The sequence below is a fragment of the Arcobacter suis CECT 7833 genome (genome assembly GCF_003544815.1).
GTDB classification, from domain to species: Bacteria; Campylobacterota; Campylobacteria; order Campylobacterales; family Arcobacteraceae; genus Aliarcobacter; species Aliarcobacter suis.
The window spans coordinates 329,926-348,446 of sequence record NZ_CP032100.1 but is presented as its reverse complement, the minus strand read 5'-3'; the positions used below and the strand labels follow the sequence as shown (position 1 = coordinate 348,446).

Here is an 18,521-nt window from a genome sequence, read left to right as displayed (position 1 = left end):
TTTTATTTTAGAATTAATTTTTTCAAAATTGCTGCTCTTATTGCAACACCATTTGTAACTTGAGTTAATACTTTTGTTCTTGGGTCTTTTAACATTTCATCACTAATATCAATATTTCTATTAACTGGACCTGGATGTAAAAGTATAATATCTCTATTTCCCACTAATTCATTTGTAATACAATAATCTTTAGCGTATTCATTTAAAGATTCAAAATAAGTTAAATTATGTCTTTCAAGCTGACTTCTTAAACTCATAATAATATCTAGTTCGTCAATTATTTCTCTAATATTATTATATTGTTTAAAATCATCACTTTCATATTTAAAACAATCAGGTGCAACTAAATTTACTTCTATTCCAAATCTTGGAAGCAATCTTCTATTTGATCCAGCAACTCTAGAATTTCTCACATCTCCAACAATTGCTATTCTTTTTCCTTCAGTTTGACCATTAAAATGTTCATAAATTGTAAATAAATCAAGAAAAGCTTGAGTTGGATGAGAATGTCTTCCATCACCAGCATTTATAATTGGACAATTTACAAAACCTTTTAAACTTTCAGGTAAACCACACTCAGAATGTCTAACAACAATAGCATCAGGGTTCATTGCATTTATATTTGCAACAGTATCGTATATTGTTTCACCTTTTGAAGCTGAAGATGTTCCAACATCTAAAGATACAACTTCTGCACCCAATCTTTTAGCTGCAATTTCAAATGAACTTCTAGTTCTTGTAGAATTCTCAAAAAACAAAGTAACAATGATTTTGCCTTTTAAAATTTCATTTGGTTTAAATTTTAAAAACTCTCTAGCATCATCAAAAATGGCTAATATTTCTTCTTTTGAAAAATCAGAAGTTCTAATCAAGTGCTGCATTTTCTTCCTTTAATTTTAATTTGGATTCTAGCAAAAAGCTGTTTAAAAAATAAAACTTTTTGTATAATGACAAACTTTATTTTTAGGGATTTAATATACATATGAAATTTCAATTTTTTTTACTTATACTATTTATTACACTTTTTACCGCTTGTTCTACAAAACCTCTTGAACCTGTAAAATTTGAAGAACTAAATAAAAATATATCTTTTATAAATGAAATAAAACCTATTTTAGATAAAAGATGTGTATCTTGTCACTCTTGTTATAATTCACCTTGCCAACTAAAACTATCATCTTTTGAAGGAATTCAAAGAGGTTCAACTAAAAAAAGCATTTATGAAAATAGAATTACTGCTGCAAATCCAACTAGACTTTTTATTGATGCAACAAATGAAAAACAATGGAGAAAAAAAGGTTTTACTTCAGTTCTTGATTCAATGGAAGAATCAAATGAATCTATAATGATGCAGTATCTTTTCCAAAAACAGCAGAATCCTTTGAGTATAGGAACATATTCTCCTGAAAATGATGAATTATCTTGTGTGGAAAATAAAGAAGAATTAACAGACTATTTTGATGAAAATCCACATAAAGGAATGCCTTATGGTTTTCCAGCTTTAAAAAAAGAAGAATATAATCTTTTAATGACTTGGCTTAAACAAGGTGCTATAAATGATACAAAAAATATTATTGGTACGAATTTTGAAAAGGAACAAATTAAAAAATTTGAAAACTTTTTTAATAATGAAGATATAAAACATCAAGTAACAGCTAGATATATTTATGAACATCTTTTTTTAGCTCATATTTCATTTGATGAAAAAAGTGGGGATTTTTATGAATTAATTCGGTCAAGCACTCCAACAGGTATAAAACCACAAATTATTGCTACAAGATTTCCCTATGATGAAATAAAAAAACCGTTTTATTATAGATTTCAAAAAATAGAATCTACAATTGTTCACAAAACTCATATGCTTTATAAATTAAATGATGAAAAACTTAAAAGATATAAAGAATTATTTATTGACCCAAGCTGGGAACAGAAACCTTTTTTACCTCCTTATGATACAAGAATATCAGCAAATGCTCTAAAAACATTTGAACAAATTCCAGCATCAAGTAGATACCAATTTTTACTTGACGATGTTAGTTATATAATTACAACTTTTATTAGAGGACCAGTTTGCAAAGGACAAATTGCTTTAAATGTAATTCAAGATCATTTCTGGGTAACTTTTTTAGATCCAAAATATGATTTATCAATCCAAGATAAATATTTTTTACATGATAATATTCCTAATCTTTCAATTCCAAATGAATATGGAGAAGACCCAAGTTTATATAAAACTTTTCAAGCTTTAGATGATTATGAATTATCTAAAAAATATCACACAAATAAAGCTTTAATTTATAATCAATATTATCCAAATGGATTAAAATTAGATGCTATTTGGAAAGGTAATAAAAACCTAGAAAATGATTCAATATTAACCATATATAGACATTTTGATTCAGCATCAGTTCATAAAGGAGCATTAGGAGATATTCCTAAAAATTTATGGGTTATCGATTTTCCTTTACTTGAGCGAGTTTATTACTCTTTAGTTGCGGGATTTGATATATTTGGGAATACAGCACATCAACTATTAGTTCGAACTCATATGGATAGATTAAGAATTGAAGGGGAAAGTAACTTTTTGGAGTTCTTACCAAAAAAATCTAGGGTAGATTATTTTAACTCATGGTATGAAGGTTGGTTAGCACAATATTTAAGTGTTTATATTCCTTCTAATAATAATGTAGATATTCAATATAAAACAAATGACTATAAAAAAGAGTTTGTTGAAAAACTTTTTGTGCATACAAATACAAAAAAAGATCCAATAAATTTTATAGAAGATGGTTACAAAAAAACTTCAATAAAAAAAGTTTATCAAACAAAACAAGAAATAGAAGAAAGTTTTAAATCTTTTACTTTACCTAATAGCTCAGAGTTTATAAAAAGTTTTAATAATAAAGAATCAAATCTTGCTTTCATAAAAATTGAATTAAATTCAGGAGAAAATCTTGTTTATACTTTAGTCATAAATAGATGGCACAAAAATGTTGCCCTACTTTTTGATGAAGATTCAAGATTAGATTCAAAAAAAGATAGAATAAATATTGTAAAAGGTTTAATTGGCTCATATCCAAATGCTTTTATAATAATAAAACAAGATAAATTGGATGACTTTTTTAATCTTCTTCAAAATTATGAAGACAATGAAATCAATAATAAAAAATTACTTGAATATGTAATAAATCGTGCAAACCCAAACTTCTGGGAAATTTTTGATTGGTTTGATACAGAATTTAAAAAACAAGATTCTTTAGAATATGGATTGTTTGATTTAAATAAATATATAAGTCAAGCCATAAATCAGAATTAATATATGGCTTAAATATTTTAGATATAATTTTCTCTTAAAATTACATCTAAATTTTTTTAGGAAAATAAATAAATGAATGAACAATTAGAACAATTAGATAAAGAGTATGTACTTCATACATATGCTAGAAATTATGTAAATTTCACAAAAGGTATAAATGCTACGCTTTTTGATGATAAAAATAAAGATTATATAGATTTTACATCTGGAATTGCTGTTTGTAGCGTGGGTCATGGAAATAAAAGAGTTGCTGATAAAATCTATGAACAAGTTTTAAATATAACTCATATTTCAAATTTATACGGGATTGAACCACAAGCAAAATTAGCAAAAAGATTAAAAGAATTAAGTGGTTATGATATTAGAACATTTTTTTCAAATAGTGGAGCAGAAGCAAATGAAGGAGCTATTAAAATAGCTAGAAAATATGGTGAAACAAAGTTTGAAAATAAAAAATATAAAGTAATCACACTTGAACACTCTTTTCATGGAAGAACAATAACAACAGTAAAAGCAACTGGTCAAGAATCAATGCATACACCAAATTTTGCTCCATATCCTGATGGTTTCTCATATAAAAGTTCAGTTGCTGATGTTTATGATTCTATTGATGAACAAACAGTTGCAGTTATGATTGAACTTGTTCAAGGGGAAGGTGGAGTTCAACCTTTTGATAAAAAAGAGATTCAAGATTTAGCAAAATTTTTAAAAGAAAAAGATATTTTATTAATTGTTGATGAAGTTCAAACAGGTGTATTTAGAACTGGTGAATTTTTAGCTGCAAATCTTTATGAAATCGAACCAGATATTGTAACTCTTGCAAAAGGTTTAGGTGGTGGAGTTCCTATTGGAGCAATCATGACTAAACTAAAAGACATTTTTAGCCCTGGTGATCATGGTTCTACTTTTGGTGGAAACTACCTTGTAACAACTGCTGCTTTAGAAGTTTTAGATATTTTAGAAGAGATAAAAGATAGTGGAGCATTAGATGAAACTATTATTTATTTTAATAAAAAATTAAATGATGTTTATGAAAAAAATAGAGAAATTTTCACAGACAATGTGGGTCTGGGACTCATGAGAGGATTAAGAGTAAAAGATGCTGATACATTAGCTCTTGTGATTAAAACTGCTTTTGAAGAAGGTGTTTTAGTTTTAAAAGCTGGTAAAAATACCCTAAGACTTCTTCCTGCTCTTACTATTTCAAAAGAAGAGATGAATGAAGGATTTAAAAGATTAGAAAAAGCCCTTGATAAAATCAAACAAGGTTAAACTACAATTTTGTAGTTTAACTTTTCCAAATTCAAATACATAAACAAAAGCTTTCATAAAAAACTGATTTCCATATTCAATCTATACAAAATACTATATAATAAAAAAAATATTATTATTTATAGGAAAATATGGAAAAAACTCTAAAAAAAAATAAACAATTAGGGAAAATACTCTCTACACATTTTGTAAAATTTTCCCTTATTCCAATACTTGTAGTTGAAGTGGCTCTTATTATTTTATATTTTTCTATAAACTCGTATATTTCATCAAAAAATATTACTCTTTTATTACAAGAAGCACAGTCACACTCACAAGCTATACTTGAAAATGAAGCAACTATTATAAGTGATAAATTAGCTGAAGTTTCAAGAATGGCATCAATTTTACAATATACCCATCAAAATATTATGGCAAATCCTAAACAATTTGGATTACCAAATGGTAAACCACAATTTGATGTTGCACAAAATGGAGTATTTTATAAAACAAATAAAATTGGTTCTAGTCTTTATTATTCTGCAAAAACACAAATTACTGAAACAGAAAAAAATAAAGCTATTTTTACAGAAGCTATGGATATGTCCCTAAAAAGTATTGTTGATATAAATCCAAATATAATCGCAGCATATTTTAATACTTGGGATAATATGAATAGACTTTATCCTTTTATTGATAAGGTTTATGAACAATATGGAACTCACATACAAATGGAAGATTATAATTTCTATTATTTAGCAGATTTAAAACATAATCCAGAAAAAAAACCTGTTTGGACAAGTGCTTATTTAGATCCTGCGGGAAATGGTTGGATGTTATCTTGTGTTGTTCCTATTTATAATAAAGACTTTTTAGAAGGAGTTACTGGACTTGATATTACAATCAATAATTTAGTAAAAAATATTTTAAATAGAAAATTACCTTATAATGCAAATTTATTTATGGTAGATAAAGAAGGTATGATTATTGCCATGCCTGAAAAAATTGAAACTTTACTTGAATTAAAAGAGTTAAAAGAGCATCTTTATACGGACTCTATTTTAAAAACTATTTCCAAACCAGAAGAGTTTAATATTCTTACAAATAAAAGTCCATTTGCATCTCATTTTAAAGATTTGATTGAAAATAAAACACCTTATGCAACATTAAAAATAGCAGATAAAGAGTATTTGACTTTACAACAAAATATTGATGAAACCCATTGGAAATTAATGATTTTGATTGACAAAGAAAATATTTTTGCATCCATTGAACATCTAAAAAATTTATCAAATAAAATCGGTTATGCTGCTATTATTTTTTTACTATTTTTTTATGTTATTTTCTTTTATCTTTTATTAAAAAGAATAACTATTTTTTCAGATTCAATTACTAAACCTATAATTGATTTATCAAATCAAACTTCACAAATTTCTCAAGATAATAAAAAAGTTACTCTTTTAGAAAGCAATATTTCAGAAATATACCAATTAAATGTAAATTTTGTTTCAATGATAAATGAACTAAATGAAAGAACAAAAAAACTTTATGATGCTAAAATTTTTGCAGAAGAAGCCAATAAATCAAAAGATGATTTTTTAGCAAATATGAGCCATGAACTCAAAACTCCATTAAATTCAATCAATATAATTAGTGATGTAATGATAAAAAATAAATCGGGAAATCTTGATGAAAAACAAATAAAAAATTTAGAAATAGTTCATAAATGTGGAAAAGATTTATTATATTTGATAAATGATGTACTTGATTTATCAAAACTTGATGCCAAACAAAATCATATACATAATACGAAAATTAATCTAAAGAACTTTATGACTTCAATTTATGAAATGTTTTTAGCTCAAATAAAAGCAAAAAATATTGAATTAATTTTCAAAATAGATGATAATTTAGATTATATATATAATGACCAAAATAAAATAAAACAAATAATAAGAAATCTTCTAAGTAATGCCCTTAAATTCACAGAAAAAGGCAAAATTTATTTTATAGTAAAAGATGATAAAAACAATATAAAAATCATAATTCAAGATGAAGGAATAGGAATTCCACAAGATAAAATAGAATATATTTTTGATAGATTCAAACAATTAGATGGAAGTACTACAAGAAAATATGGTGGAACAGGTTTAGGTCTTTCTATTTGTAAAGAAATAATCACTCTTTTAAATGGAGAAATAAAAGTAACAAGTGAACAAAATAAAGGTTCAACTTTTGAAGTAATAATTCCAAAAAATATGAACTTAGCTACAAGCCAAAATCTAGAAAATTTTCAAGATGAATTTGAAGAAAATAATAATAAAAATATTGTATTAGATGAAAATACAAACTTTATTTCACCTACTAAAAGTATAGAAAAAGAGTCTATTTATGTTTTAAATAATGACCCTATATCTTTTTTTAACCTAATAATAGAATTAAATAAAAAATATCATGTAAAACAACTTTCAAAAGTTGAACAACTATTTTTAATTGAAACAGAAGATAAAAATCCAAAAATTATTATTGATATATCGAAGTTAAGAAATGAAGATAAACAAGATATTGAAAAATTATCAACAACTAATCTAATTCTTTTTTATGAAAATCACATTAGTGAAAGCTTAGAAAATAAAGCTTTAAAAATTTATCAAAAACCTCTAAACCATGATGTTTTATTTAATTTGTAATAAGATATTTTATTGAAGAGAAATAAATTTTTCATTTATTTCTCTTTATCTTTTATTTAGATTTTTTTTCTTTCTCTTTATCTTTGAAATTTAAGTAATACTCAATTTCAGATGGAGTTAAAATTTTAATAGTATTTGTACTTCCTGGCATTCCAACTGGATAACCAACTGTTGCTACATAAAGTCCATCTTTTTTCAATTTACCGATTTCATCTAAAGATTTAAGCATTTTTTGGAACATTTTAGATGCTTGTGCTTCTTTAATTGTTCCTATTGGCTCAACTCCCCAAATAGCTGTTAAAGAATTTAATACTTTTTTCTTATGTGTAAATGTAAAAATTGGAGTTCTTGGTCTATATCTTGACATTTTTAAAGCTGATTTCCCTGAACTTGTGATTGCTAAAATTCCATTTGCTTTTAAATCATCAGCAAGTTTTGTAACCGTTGCTTGAATAACATCAAACTCATCTAAATAAGGAAATTTGTATTGTTTATCAAAGTTATAAATATCTTCTGTTTTTGCAATAATATTGTGCATTGTATCAACTACATTTATTGGGTCTTCTCCAACAGCACTCTCTTCAGAAAGCATTACAACATCAGTTCCATCTAAAACTGCATTTGCAACGTCTGAAATTTCAGCACGAGTAGCTCTTTCATTTTGAGTCATTGATAAAAGCATTTGAGTTGCTGTAATTACTGGAATACCTTTTAAATTTGCTTTTTTAATTAGCATTTTTTGAATTGTAGGAACATCATAATAAGGAACTTCAATTCCTAAATCTCCCCTAGCAACCATAATTCCATCACTAGCTTCTATAATTTCATCAATATTTGCAACAGCATCAAATTTTTCAATTTTTGCTATTAATTTACCTTTGTAGCCATTTAAAAGATTTCTAGCTTTTCTCATATCTTTTGCATTTTGTACAAATGAAATAGCAAAATAATCAACCTCGTTTTCAACTCCCCAAGCAATATCTATTTCATCTTTTTTTGTAATTACATCAATATCAATTACAGTATTTGGGAAATTTACACCTTTTCTTGAAGATAAGATTCCATGATTTTCGATTTTTGCTTTTACTTCTTTTCCAATTGCAATAACTTTTGCTCTAATAGTTCCATCATATAAATATATATATTCATCAATTTTAACTTTGTCTAAAATATCTGGATAATTAATTGATACAACATACTCTTTATCTGCTTTTTTATATCCAACCATATCATCTTTTAAAAATGTAATTACATCTTCTCTATATAGTTCAAAAGGTTCTTTTAAATCACCAATTCTTACTTTTGGTCCTGAAATATCTTGTAAAATTCCAACCGTTTTATTTAAGTTTTTCATGGCTGTTCTAATATTATTTAATGTCTCTAAATGATACTCATGACTTCCGTGTGAAAAGTTTAATCTAAACATATTTGCACCGGCTTTTATAAGTCCTTCAATCATCTCCACGCTATGGCTTGCTGGGCCTAAAGTTGCTAATATTTTTGTTCTTTTTTCCATAGTTTCTCCTTTTTGAGTTATATTAATTATAACATACAATTATTACAAATCAAGTAACTTTTCTTTACAACAATTATTTCACAAATAAGATGGTAAAATCACCAAAAATAAACTATATTTATACAAAGGTTTTATATGAAATCATTAAATTTTAAAACACTTATTTCATCTTTTGCAATTATTACAATGATTAGTGGTTGTGCTCAAAGAACAGGAAATCAAACTTATGATGAAAATCAAAATGCAATTATAGGTACAACAATAGGAGCAATAGCAGGTATTGTTCTTGGAAATAATATTGGTGGTGGAAATAAAGGTAGAAACAAAGTTATTGGAGCAGTTGCTGGTGCTGCAATTGGAGGGGCAGTTGGTTATAGTATGGATAATCAAGCTAAAGAAGTTGCGCAAAGTTTAAATACGAATGTAAATAATAATCCAACCGCAGCACTTGACCCAAACCAAGATTTAATAGTTTCAAATACAGATAACTATGTAAAAATCATGTTTCGAGATAATATGATGTTTGAAACAAACTCAGAAAATCCAACTTATGCTGCGGGAACTAAAATAGCAAAAATCACAACTGTTTTACAAAAATATCCAAATACTTTAGTTCAAGTTGTAGGTCATACTGATAGCCGAGGAACTCATGCTTATAATTTAACACTTTCAGAAAAAAGAGCTACAAATGTGGGGAATATTATAAATAATACAGGTGTTCAAAATCAAATCTTCTCAAAAGGTTGTTCATTTGATAAACCAATCGCACCAAATACAAGTGATGCGAATATGGGATTAAATAGAAGAGTTGAAGTATATTTATATCCAAATCAACAATCTGTAATTGATGTTTGTAGATAAAAAATAATCTATGATAAAATTTAGCGACTATTTTAGTGATTGGCTTTATGGTCAAGATGGCTACTACTCAAATTACAAACAAATAGGAAAAGATGGGGATTTTTTTACTTCTGTTTCAACCTCATCTTTTTTTGGTGGTTCAATTGCTAAAAAAATTATAGCTTCAATTGAAGAGGGATTTTTGCCGTCTAATACAACTATTTTAGAAATTGGCGCGCACCATGGATATTTATTAGCTGATATTATTCAGTTTATTTATACTTTAAAACCTAAACTTCTTGACACATTAAATTTTGCCATAGTTGAGCGATTTGAAAATCTGCAAGAACAACAAAAAAACTATCTATTTAACTCTTTTGGAGATTTTATAAAATTGCAACATTATGATGATATAAATAATGTAAAACTAGAAAATGCATACATAATAGCAAATGAAATATTTGATGCTTTTGCTTGTAATTTAGTTTATACAAATAAAGAAGGAACTTTACAAGAAGGCTTTGTTTCAAATCATAAAATAGAATTTTTTGATTGTATTGATGAAAATATTATAAATCATTGTAAAAAATACTCTATTACAAAAGGTGAAGTTGCCCTTTCTTACAAAGATTTTGTAAATATTATTTGTGAAAATATAACTCATTTTGAATTTTTAACTTTTGATTATGGAGATAGATTTCCAAGAAATGATTTTTCAGCAAGAGTTTATGAAAAACACTCTGTTTACCCTATTTTTGAAGAAAATTTACCTTTAGAAGATCTCTTTAAAAACTCTGATATTACCTATGATGTTCATTTTAATTATTTAAAAGATTGTTTTTTAAATAATGATATTTTGGATATAAAATTTAATACTCAATTAAAATCTTTAGTAGAGTTCGGCATTTTAGATTTACTTGAAATTTTAAAAGCAAATGTTGATGAAAAAACATATTTGAAAGAAACTCAAAAAGTAAAAATTCTACTTGAACCAACAGGAATGGGCGATAGATTCAAAACTTTGAATGTAAGAAAATAAGTAAACTATTTGTATAATCTAACTTTATAAAAAATATAATAAGGTATAAAAATGACACTTATAATAAATGGCGAAACAAAAGAGTTTAATGACTCATCTTCACTTCAAAATATTATTACAGATTTACAAATTGAAAATAAAGTAATGGCAGCAGCTGTTAATATGAATATCGTAAAAAAAGATGAATGGAGTAGTTTTATTCCAAAAAATGATGACAAAATCGAGCTTCTTCAATTTGTTGGTGGTGGATGATTTTTTATGAGTAGAGAAAAAGGAAATTTTGCAGAAAAAAGAGCAATATCTTTTTTGCAAGATTTGAATTTTCAAATAATTGAACAAAACTTCTACGCAAAAAAACTAGGCGAAATAGACATTATCGCTAAAAAAAATGAGATTTATCACTTTTGTGAAGTAAAATCTGCACCTGATTATGAAACTGCCATAAACAATCTTACAGCTTCGAAACTCTCTAAAATAAAAAGAAGTGTGGATTATTATCTACAAACAAAAAAATTAGATGTTGCTTTTTGTATTGATGCAATTATAATTACAGAAGAAACTATAGATTTTATTGAGAATATTACTATTTAACAAAAATGAAAGTAAGAGGTGAAGGTCGCAAAAACACCTCTTACTTTTATTGACTTATATAAAAATTAGTATGAAGAATTATAACAACTCATAGTAGCAATAATCTAGCAAGAGAGAGAAATTATAAAATTTAATTTTTTATTAGCAGTTTTTAGTTATCATACACAAATACTCATGGAGAAATATTTGTACTCAAAAGAATTAGAATCAATTAAAAAGTCGAATCGTTTTAGAACCAGAGAACTATTTGATGATAATTTAGTTGATCTAGCCTCAAATGATTATTTGGGTCTTTCTACAAACAAAATTCTTTTCCAAAATGCCTATGAAAATGTTCTAAAAGAAAACTATCACTCACCAAAAGCTTCAATGTTAGTAAATGGATATAGTAAAATTCACAAAAAATTTGAAGATAGATTGTGTGAAGTAAATGGTTTTGAAGCTGGAGTTATTGTAGGGTCAGGATTTTTAGCAAATATCTCTATGATTGAAGCACTTGTGAGAAAAAATGACACTTTATTTATAGATGAAGAGTACCATGCAAGCGGAATTCTTGCAACAAAACTTTTAAAATCTGAACAAGTAGTTGTTTTTAATCATAATGATTTTAAAGATTTAGAAAAAAAGATTTCAACAAACCAAAGAACTGGAAGAAATATTATAGCTATTGAAGGTGTTTATTCAATGGGTGGAGATTTAGCTCCTTTAGAAATATTTGAAATTGCTAATAAGAAAAAAGCAATTTTAATAGTTGATGAAGCCCATAGTTTTGGAGTTATTGGAAATAATCTTTTGGGTATTTTTGATTATTACAAAATAAAACCAAACAAATATCATGTTAAAATGGGAACTTTAGGAAAAGCTTATGGATCTTATGGAGCTTATATTTTAGCTTCAAAACAAATCATTGATTTTTTAACAAATAGAGCAAAACCTATTATCTACTCAACTGCTCCTTCTTTATTTGATACAGCACTTGCAAATGAATCTTTGGATTTTATTATAAAAAATAAAAAAATTTTAAAAGAACAAATAAAAAACAATTTAACTATAATTAAAAATATCTTGGGTTTAAATTCCCAAAGCTTAATTATTCCTATATTAATAGGTGATAATAAAAAAGTAAAAATGATACAAGAAAATTTGAAGAAAAATGGTTTTTTGGTTGGTGCAATCAGGCAACCAACTGTAAAAGAAGCAATTATTCGGTTAATTGCAAAAATTGATATAAATAAAGATGACTTAACAAAAGTATGTAACTTATTAAAGGATTCAAATGTTAATAAATGATTTAATTAAAGGTAATAAAAAATTTAGAGAAGCTAGTTTTCCTAAATATGAAGGTGATTTAAAAGAGTTAGTTGAAAAAGGTCAAAAGCCTGAAATTCTTTTTGTTGGATGTAGTGATAGTAGAGTTACTCCTGACTTAATGCTTGATACAAAACCTGGTGATATGTTTATTTTAAGAAATGTTGGGAATTTTGTTCCACCATATAATCCAGATGATGATTACCATGGAAGTTCAGCTGCTATTGAATATGCTGTTTCTGTTTTAGGTGTTAAACATATCATTATTTGTGGACATTCTCATTGTGGAGCATGTAAAAGTTTATACCAAAACTTGGATAATTCACCTGATTTAATCCATGTAAGAAAATGGTTAGAACTAGGAAAAAGAGCAAAAGAGTATACACTTCTTGCAATTCAAGATAAAACTGATAAAGAAAAATTATATAGAGCAACTGAAAGAATTTCTATTGTTCATCAAATGGAAAATTTATTAACATTTCCAGAAGTTGAAAGAAAAGTAAAAGCTGGTGAACTTCAAATACATGGTTGGTATTATAGAATAGAAGATGGAACTATTGAGTATTATGATGGAGAAGAATGTTCATTTAAACCACTAAAGGAGAATTAAAATGAATACGCATCAAGTAAGAAAACTTCCTAAAAAGACTGTTGTTATTATTAGTGTTATTATTGTTATTGCTTTTGCAATTTTTTATGTAATAAAAGATTTAAAAGAAAAAAAACTAACAGAAGTCCTTGCAACTATTGGACATACAAATATAAAACAATTAAAAGTTATAAATAAATTAGAAGTAGAAGATAGTGAAACTAGATATAAAAGTAGTGTTTATAAAATTATCTTTTATGATAATGATTTAAATCAAAGTTGTATAGGTTTCATTCATCAAGACAGAAATCAGCAATATACAAAAGACTTTAATTGTAAATAGGAAAATTATGAGTATTATAGAAAAATTAGAAAAAAATGAACGATTAAATTATGAAGATGCAATAAAATTATACGATTTAGATTTATTCACTCTTGCTTCTTTTGCAAATAAAATCAGAACAAATAAACATGGTAAAAAAACCTATTTTAATATAAATAGACATATAAATCCAACAAATATTTGTAAAGATGTTTGCCAATTTTGTGCATATAGTGCAAGCAGAAAAAATCCTGAACAATATACAATGAGCCATGAAGAAATTCTTGAAATTGTAAAAAATTCTTCAAAAAACAATATCAAAGAGGTTCATATTGTTTCAGCTCATAATCCACATACTGGATTACAATGGTATATGGATGTTTTTAAAAAAATCAAAGATAATTTTCCCAATATTCATGTAAAAGCTCTAACAGCTGCTGAAATTCATTTTTTAAGTACTGAATATAAGCTTTCATACGAAGAGATTATTAATATGATGATAGCACATGGAATTGATTCAATGCCAGGTGGTGGTGCTGAAATTTTTGATGAAACAGTGAGAAAAAGAATCTGTGGTGGAAAAGTTACTTCTGATCAATGGTTAGAGATTCACAAACTTTGGCATCTAAAAGGCAGAAAAAGTAATGCTACAATGCTTTTTGGACATGTTGAAGATAGAAACCATAGAATTGACCATATATTAAGATTAAGGGACTTACAAGACATTACAGGTGGGTTTAATGCCTTTATTCCACTTGTTTATCAAACTGAAAATAATTACTTAAAAGTTAAAGAACCTTTAACAGGTCAAGAAATATTAAAAACTTATGCAATAGCTAGAATTTTACTTGATAATATTCCAAATATAAAAGCTTATTGGGCAACTTCAACTGTAAAACTTGCATTAATTGCTCAAGAATTTGGGGCAAATGATGTGGATGGAACAATTGAAAAAGAAGCAATTCAAAGTGCAGCGGGAGCTTCTAGTGCAAATGGAATAGCTCAAATGGAATTTGTTGATTTGATTAGAAATTCTGGATTTATACCCGTTGAGAGAGATTCAATTTATAATGAAATAAAAACTTGGTAAATTTCCAAGTTTTTATTTTGTTTCTTCTTTTTCTTCTTTAATTTCTTCTTTTGATTCATTTTGTTGATTAAATACTAAAACAAATTCTATTTCTATTCCAGCTTCTGTTTTTAACATACTAATTGGATAAGCAATATGAATTGAATATAATTCATTATTTAACACTTCAATCATATCAAAAAATTCTCTAGGGTCTTTTACTAAAATATTTACTGAATAAACAAATCTTGTGATAGTACTATTACTAGCTGTTGTATTAAACTTTATTATTGAATCAATTGGCATTAAAATTTTTAATTGTTCAGTTACTCTATCTAAAGCCATAAATTCATCTGTTAGATATTGTTTATCATATGTTTTATAAGTTTTATTTAGTTCAATATCATTTCTTGCAAGAATTACACCATCAATATTAACTTTTTTATCACTTGATGATGTAGAATAAACAACTTCTTTATATAATTTATTTAAATTAGGTTTTAAAGCACTTGCAAAAATTCCTTCATTTAAAAAGTTACCCTTTAATTCTAAAATATTTTTTTCTATTTTTAATTCTTTTAAATATACTTCATTTGGAATTGTTTCAAATATTGATTTTATTCTTTGTTCTATTTGATCATTTAAAGCTAAATGATCTGGCAATTCAAGAATATCTTCAATTTTTTGTATATCTATTGTTTTTTCAGAAACTGTTTCTTTTTTAAATAATTCATTAAAATCAACTTTTAAATATGCTTGATAAGCTAAAAATCCAACTAAAACAATAAATAAGAATATATATAAATTTGTATAATTTCTTTTCTTTTTCTTTTTTCTAGGTTTTATGAAACTTTTCTTTAAATGTTTATCCCTTGATAACTCAAAGATTTCTTCATCAATATTTATTGGATGGTATTCTACTTTTAATAATAAATCTTCACCTAATTGTTCAATTTGTTCTTGAGATAACTGTTTTAAAACATAAAGAATAGTCACTTTTTCTACAAAAACATTATTCTTTTTCTCATAAAATGCATTTAAGGTATTATGAATAATCTCATTTAATTCTAAATAATAAATTTCATCAAAAAGTTTTTGCCCATCAATATCATCATCATAAAAATGAGTTTTTTTAATAGTATCAAAACAAGCCAAATCTAAAATTGTATTATGAACAATAATTCCTGCAGCATCTAAAATAACAATAAAAGCTTTGCTATTAAATAAAAATACTATAAATTCACTTCTTGATATATTTTTATCTATGTGAAGATTTATTAAATGAAAAGCTGAATAAACATAGTCTATTCCTGTTTTTACAAAATAATTTTTTGTTTCAAAGAGAGTTGTTTTAAGTACAGCAATATCAAACTCATTATTAAATTTTGCTATTTCACAATCTTTTAATTTTGCTGATATTGCTTTAGGAACAAGTTTTGTTGTGTCATTTATCAATAATGTAGAAATATAAGTATTATCAATTTCTTCTTGTGAAGAATTTAATTTTTGAGCTATATCCAAAGGTAATAAGTCATTATCAACTAAAAAAACAGAATTATCAGTATCAATAATCTCTTCATTATTTAATTTTTTATAATCAAGTTTTAGTTGGGTATCATATTTCACAGCATTAATATACAAAGACTCTTTAGTAAACATATATTTCCTATCTAACTTCTTTTAAAGTATAACATTTAACAACATCTTATTTTTAATAAAATCTCTCGCTTCTTCAAACTCTAGATTAACAATATCGTAAGGTTCTGACATATAAAAATTTACTTTCCCAAATGGTTTTGGTAATATAAATTTATCCCAAGAATTAAATTGCCAATATTTTTCTGGTTTAGAACTTAAAACTACAATTCTTGCACCACTTTTTTGAGCGATAGCCACAACACCTGATGCAACGCTAAATCTAGGGCCTCTTGGACCATCAGGTGATATTGCAACATCGTAACCTGATTTAATTTCTCTTATTGTACTAATTAATGCTTTAGCTGCACCTTTAGAAGAAGATCCTCTAATTGCACCTATACCAAATAAAGAATATACTTTTGCAATAATTTCCCCATCTTTACTTTGACTAATCATCGTTTTTACTTTACCATTTGGTCTTTTATTAAAATAATTAATCGGTTGAGAAACTAAATCTCCATGCCATGCAACAAAAATAAAAGCTTCATTTTCATTTAATTTTGGGTGATGAAAAGTTTTTCTATTTGTTAAATATATCAATTTAATTAATAAATATAATATATAAGGTAGTACACTAAATTTAAAGTAGTTTTTCATTAAAGAACAACTTCACCTTTTAAAGATGTTCGTGAAGCTTCAGTAATTTTTACATCTACAAATTTACCTAAAAGTTCATCACTTCCTTTTGTAAATACTTGTAAAGAGTTATCAGTAAATCCACAAACTTCACCATTTGGTTTTAAACTTTCAACTAATACATTTAAAGTTTCTCCAACATAAGTAGGCATTGTATCTTCAAGATGTCTTTTATGAAGTTCAATTAATTCAATTAATCTAGCACTTCCAATTTCATCAGGAATTTCTAAATCTTTTAAATTTAAAGCTTCAGTTCCAGGTCTTGCAGAGTATTTAAAATTGAAAATTTGATCAAATTTAACTTGATTCACAACATCTAAAGTATCTTCAAAATCTTTTTGTGTCTCTCCTGGAAATGCAACAATAATATCTGTTGTAATTCTAAGATTTGGAACTAATGCTCTTAATTTTGCCGCTCTATTTAAAAACCATTCTTTTGTATATCCTCTTTTCATGGCTCTTAAAATTTCTGTAGAACCACTTTGTAAAGGCATATGAATACATTTTGAGATTTTGTCATTTTTAGCAAACTCTTCAATAAAATCATCATCCATATGTAAAGGATGTGGAGATGTAAATCTGATTCGTTCTAAACCCTCTACTTTTGAAACATCTTGTAAAAGATTTGTAAATGAATATTTACCTCTTCCATCAGAAAAGTTTTTCCCGTAAGAATTAACATTTTGACCTAAAAGCATAACTTCAACAGCACCTAAATCAACAGATTTTTTTACTTGTTCAATAATCATTTCAGGTGGAATTGAAATCTCTTCACCACGAGTACTTGGAACTATACAATAGGTACATTTTTTATCACAACCAACTGAGATATTAACACTTGCTCTATATTGATTTGTTTTTGCAGTTGCAAATTCGTAAGTTGATTCATCATTATCAATTGAAATTTCAACTGAACCTTTAATATCAACTACATCTTTGATTTTAGAAATATTTCTAGCACCCACAACAAAATCCACATAAGGTGCTCTTTTAATAATGTCATGACCTAAGTGAGAAGCAGTACAACCACAAACACCTATTTTTGCGCCAGCTTTTTTCTTTTTATTAAATTGTCCAATTTCTGAAAAAAGTTTTGAGACAGGTTTTTCTCTAACAGAACATGTATTAATAATAATTAAATCAGCATCTTCCATTTTGTCAGTTGCTACATAACCTTTATGTTTTTCAAGTTCTGCTTGTATATGTTGGCTGTCAGTATCATTCATCTGACAACCTATTGTTTGTATAAATAATTTTTTGTTTGAACTCATAATTTTTTTACTTAAATACCTAAATATTAAAGTGCATGAACCTCATACATATACTCATCATCAGCTAAACCATATTTAACTTCTCTAAAATAAACATTACATCCATCTGCTTCTAAAGCATCAACTAATGCCATCATATCTTTGTGAGAATTATCTCTATCAAAATAGAAAATCTTTTGACCATCTTTTTTCAAATCTTCTTTTATTTTATCTAATTGCACTTTTTTTGGTTTTTCATTTAACTCATTTCTTGCAAATAATAATTCCATTTATTAAGCCTTTTTCTTTTTTAATTAATGATATATTCTATCCCAAAATTACTTTAATTTCTATAAAAGGCTTTTTTAGCTATACTAATAATCTATACTACATTGGAAATCAAAAC

At 26.1% G+C, this 18,521-nt stretch carries 17 protein-coding genes; 11 read left to right on the top strand and 6 right to left on the bottom strand.

What is annotated here, in order from left to right; all coding sequences use genetic code 11:
• Positions 1 to 2 precede the first annotated feature (2 nt).
• Positions 3 to 881, bottom strand: coding sequence for an aspartate carbamoyltransferase catalytic subunit (locus ASUIS_RS01670; protein ID WP_118885416.1), 879 nt, complete (start codon positions 879 to 881; stop codon positions 3 to 5).
• A 101-nt stretch (positions 882 to 982) separates the two neighbouring features.
• On the opposite strand from ASUIS_RS01670, the gene ASUIS_RS01665 reads away from it, so the two are divergent.
• The 3 genes from ASUIS_RS01665 (at position 983) to ASUIS_RS01655 (ending at position 7,257) form a co-directional block, all read left to right on the top strand.
• The gene (locus tag ASUIS_RS01665; protein ID WP_118885415.1) at positions 983 to 3,316 is read left to right on the top strand and encodes a fatty acid cis/trans isomerase; all 2,334 of its coding nucleotides are present in this window, start codon (positions 983 to 985) and stop codon (positions 3,314 to 3,316) included.
• 72 nt (positions 3,317 to 3,388) lie between these two features.
• On the top strand, positions 3,389 to 4,588 hold the full coding sequence (locus tag ASUIS_RS01660; RefSeq protein ID WP_118885414.1) for an aspartate aminotransferase family protein: 1,200 nt from the start codon (positions 3,389 to 3,391) through the stop codon (positions 4,586 to 4,588).
• Positions 4,589 to 4,719: 131 nt separating this feature from the next.
• A complete protein-coding gene (locus tag ASUIS_RS01655; protein WP_118885413.1) occupies positions 4,720 to 7,257 on the top strand; it encodes a sensor histidine kinase in 2,538 nt (845 codons plus the stop codon).
• Positions 7,258 to 7,309: 52 nt separating this feature from the next.
• Here ASUIS_RS01655 and pyk read toward each other — a convergent pair whose 3' ends face one another.
• Positions 7,310 to 8,773 carry a pyruvate kinase gene (gene pyk, locus ASUIS_RS01650; protein ID WP_118885412.1) on the bottom strand — a complete coding sequence of 488 codons (1,464 nt, stop codon included), beginning with the start codon at positions 8,771 to 8,773 and terminating at the stop codon, positions 7,310 to 7,312.
• A 135-nt stretch (positions 8,774 to 8,908) separates the two neighbouring features.
• On the opposite strand from pyk, the gene ASUIS_RS01645 reads away from it, so the two are divergent.
• The 8 genes from ASUIS_RS01645 (at position 8,909) to mqnE (ending at position 14,552) form a co-directional block, all read left to right on the top strand.
• Positions 8,909 to 9,634, top strand: coding sequence for an OmpA family protein (locus tag ASUIS_RS01645; protein ID WP_118885411.1), 726 nt, complete (start codon positions 8,909 to 8,911; stop codon positions 9,632 to 9,634).
• A 10-nt stretch (positions 9,635 to 9,644) separates the two neighbouring features.
• Positions 9,645 to 10,652 (top strand): SAM-dependent methyltransferase, encoded by a 1,008-nt coding sequence (locus ASUIS_RS01640; protein ID WP_118885410.1) that lies wholly within the window; start codon positions 9,645 to 9,647, stop codon positions 10,650 to 10,652.
• Positions 10,653 to 10,703: 51 nt separating this feature from the next.
• The gene (gene thiS, locus ASUIS_RS01635; RefSeq protein ID WP_118885409.1) at positions 10,704 to 10,904 is read left to right on the top strand and encodes a sulfur carrier protein ThiS; all 201 of its coding nucleotides are present in this window, start codon (positions 10,704 to 10,706) and stop codon (positions 10,902 to 10,904) included.
• 6 nt (positions 10,905 to 10,910) lie between these two features.
• On the top strand, positions 10,911 to 11,243 hold the full coding sequence (locus ASUIS_RS01630) for a YraN family protein (RefSeq protein WP_118885408.1): 333 nt from the start codon (positions 10,911 to 10,913) through the stop codon (positions 11,241 to 11,243).
• Positions 11,244 to 11,429: 186 nt separating this feature from the next.
• A complete protein-coding gene (locus tag ASUIS_RS01625; protein ID WP_192894414.1) occupies positions 11,430 to 12,533 on the top strand; it encodes an aminotransferase class I/II-fold pyridoxal phosphate-dependent enzyme in 1,104 nt (367 codons plus the stop codon).
• Positions 12,520 to 13,161 carry a carbonic anhydrase gene (locus ASUIS_RS01620; protein ID WP_118885406.1) on the top strand — a complete coding sequence of 214 codons (642 nt, stop codon included), beginning with the start codon at positions 12,520 to 12,522 and terminating at the stop codon, positions 13,159 to 13,161. The genes ASUIS_RS01625 and ASUIS_RS01620 overlap by 14 nt, the downstream gene beginning before the upstream one ends.
• Position 13,162: 1 nt before the next feature.
• A complete protein-coding gene (locus ASUIS_RS01615; protein WP_118885405.1) occupies positions 13,163 to 13,483 on the top strand; it encodes a hypothetical protein in 321 nt (106 codons plus the stop codon).
• Between the two features lie 7 nt (positions 13,484 to 13,490).
• Entirely contained in the window at positions 13,491 to 14,552 is a 1,062-nt protein-coding gene (mqnE, locus tag ASUIS_RS01610) for an aminofutalosine synthase MqnE (protein WP_118885404.1), read from the top strand.
• Positions 14,553 to 14,564: 12 nt separating this feature from the next.
• On the opposite strand, the gene ASUIS_RS01605 is transcribed toward mqnE, so the two are convergent.
• From ASUIS_RS01605 to ASUIS_RS01590, 4 genes are read right to left on the bottom strand one after another with little or no spacing between them, the layout of a single operon-like run.
• Positions 14,565 to 16,190 carry a hypothetical protein gene (locus ASUIS_RS01605; protein WP_118885403.1) on the bottom strand — a complete coding sequence of 542 codons (1,626 nt, stop codon included), beginning with the start codon at positions 16,188 to 16,190 and terminating at the stop codon, positions 14,565 to 14,567.
• 21 nt (positions 16,191 to 16,211) lie between these two features.
• Positions 16,212 to 16,826, bottom strand: a complete 615-nt coding sequence (locus ASUIS_RS01600) for a lysophospholipid acyltransferase family protein (RefSeq protein WP_118885402.1) — start codon at positions 16,824 to 16,826, stop codon at positions 16,212 to 16,214.
• The gene (gene miaB, locus ASUIS_RS01595) at positions 16,826 to 18,136 is read right to left on the bottom strand and encodes a tRNA (N6-isopentenyl adenosine(37)-C2)-methylthiotransferase MiaB (RefSeq protein ID WP_118885401.1); all 1,311 of its coding nucleotides are present in this window, start codon (positions 18,134 to 18,136) and stop codon (positions 16,826 to 16,828) included. Before miaB ends, ASUIS_RS01600 begins: the two co-directional genes overlap by 1 nt.
• Before the next feature lie 26 nt (positions 18,137 to 18,162).
• Complete coding sequence (locus tag ASUIS_RS01590; protein ID WP_118885400.1) at positions 18,163 to 18,405, bottom strand: HP0268 family nuclease; 243 nt, start codon at positions 18,403 to 18,405, stop codon at positions 18,163 to 18,165.
• Between the last annotated feature and the right edge of the window lie 116 nt (positions 18,406 to 18,521).

What these genes read in the sequence shown, in the direction of transcription:
- ASUIS_RS01605 (WP_118885403.1), bottom strand. Translation starts at nt 16,190, where the DNA reads ATGTTTACTAAAGAGTCTTTGTATATTAATGCTGTGAAATATGATACC.
- ASUIS_RS01640 (WP_118885410.1), top strand. Translation starts at nt 9,645, where the DNA reads ATGATAAAATTTAGCGACTATTTTAGTGATTGGCTTTATGGTCAAGAT.
- ASUIS_RS01645 (WP_118885411.1), top strand. Translation starts at nt 8,909, where the DNA reads ATGAAATCATTAAATTTTAAAACACTTATTTCATCTTTTGCAATTATT.
- ASUIS_RS01630 (WP_118885408.1), top strand. Translation starts at nt 10,911, where the DNA reads ATGAGTAGAGAAAAAGGAAATTTTGCAGAAAAAAGAGCAATATCTTTT.
- mqnE (WP_118885404.1), top strand. Translation starts at nt 13,491, where the DNA reads ATGAGTATTATAGAAAAATTAGAAAAAAATGAACGATTAAATTATGAA.
- ASUIS_RS01590 (WP_118885400.1), bottom strand. Translation starts at nt 18,405, where the DNA reads ATGGAATTATTATTTGCAAGAAATGAGTTAAATGAAAAACCAAAAAAA.
- miaB (WP_118885401.1), bottom strand. Translation starts at nt 18,136, where the DNA reads ATGAGTTCAAACAAAAAATTATTTATACAAACAATAGGTTGTCAGATG.
- ASUIS_RS01660 (WP_118885414.1), top strand. Translation starts at nt 3,389, where the DNA reads ATGAATGAACAATTAGAACAATTAGATAAAGAGTATGTACTTCATACA.
- ASUIS_RS01615 (WP_118885405.1), top strand. Translation starts at nt 13,163, where the DNA reads ATGAATACGCATCAAGTAAGAAAACTTCCTAAAAAGACTGTTGTTATT.
- thiS (WP_118885409.1), top strand. Translation starts at nt 10,704, where the DNA reads ATGACACTTATAATAAATGGCGAAACAAAAGAGTTTAATGACTCATCT.
- ASUIS_RS01670 (WP_118885416.1), bottom strand. Translation starts at nt 881, where the DNA reads ATGCAGCACTTGATTAGAACTTCTGATTTTTCAAAAGAAGAAATATTA.
- ASUIS_RS01655 (WP_118885413.1), top strand. Translation starts at nt 4,720, where the DNA reads ATGGAAAAAACTCTAAAAAAAAATAAACAATTAGGGAAAATACTCTCT.
- ASUIS_RS01665 (WP_118885415.1), top strand. Translation starts at nt 983, where the DNA reads ATGAAATTTCAATTTTTTTTACTTATACTATTTATTACACTTTTTACC.
- pyk (WP_118885412.1), bottom strand. Translation starts at nt 8,773, where the DNA reads ATGGAAAAAAGAACAAAAATATTAGCAACTTTAGGCCCAGCAAGCCAT.
- ASUIS_RS01620 (WP_118885406.1), top strand. Translation starts at nt 12,520, where the DNA reads ATGTTAATAAATGATTTAATTAAAGGTAATAAAAAATTTAGAGAAGCT.
- ASUIS_RS01600 (WP_118885402.1), bottom strand. Translation starts at nt 16,826, where the DNA reads ATGAAAAACTACTTTAAATTTAGTGTACTACCTTATATATTATATTTA.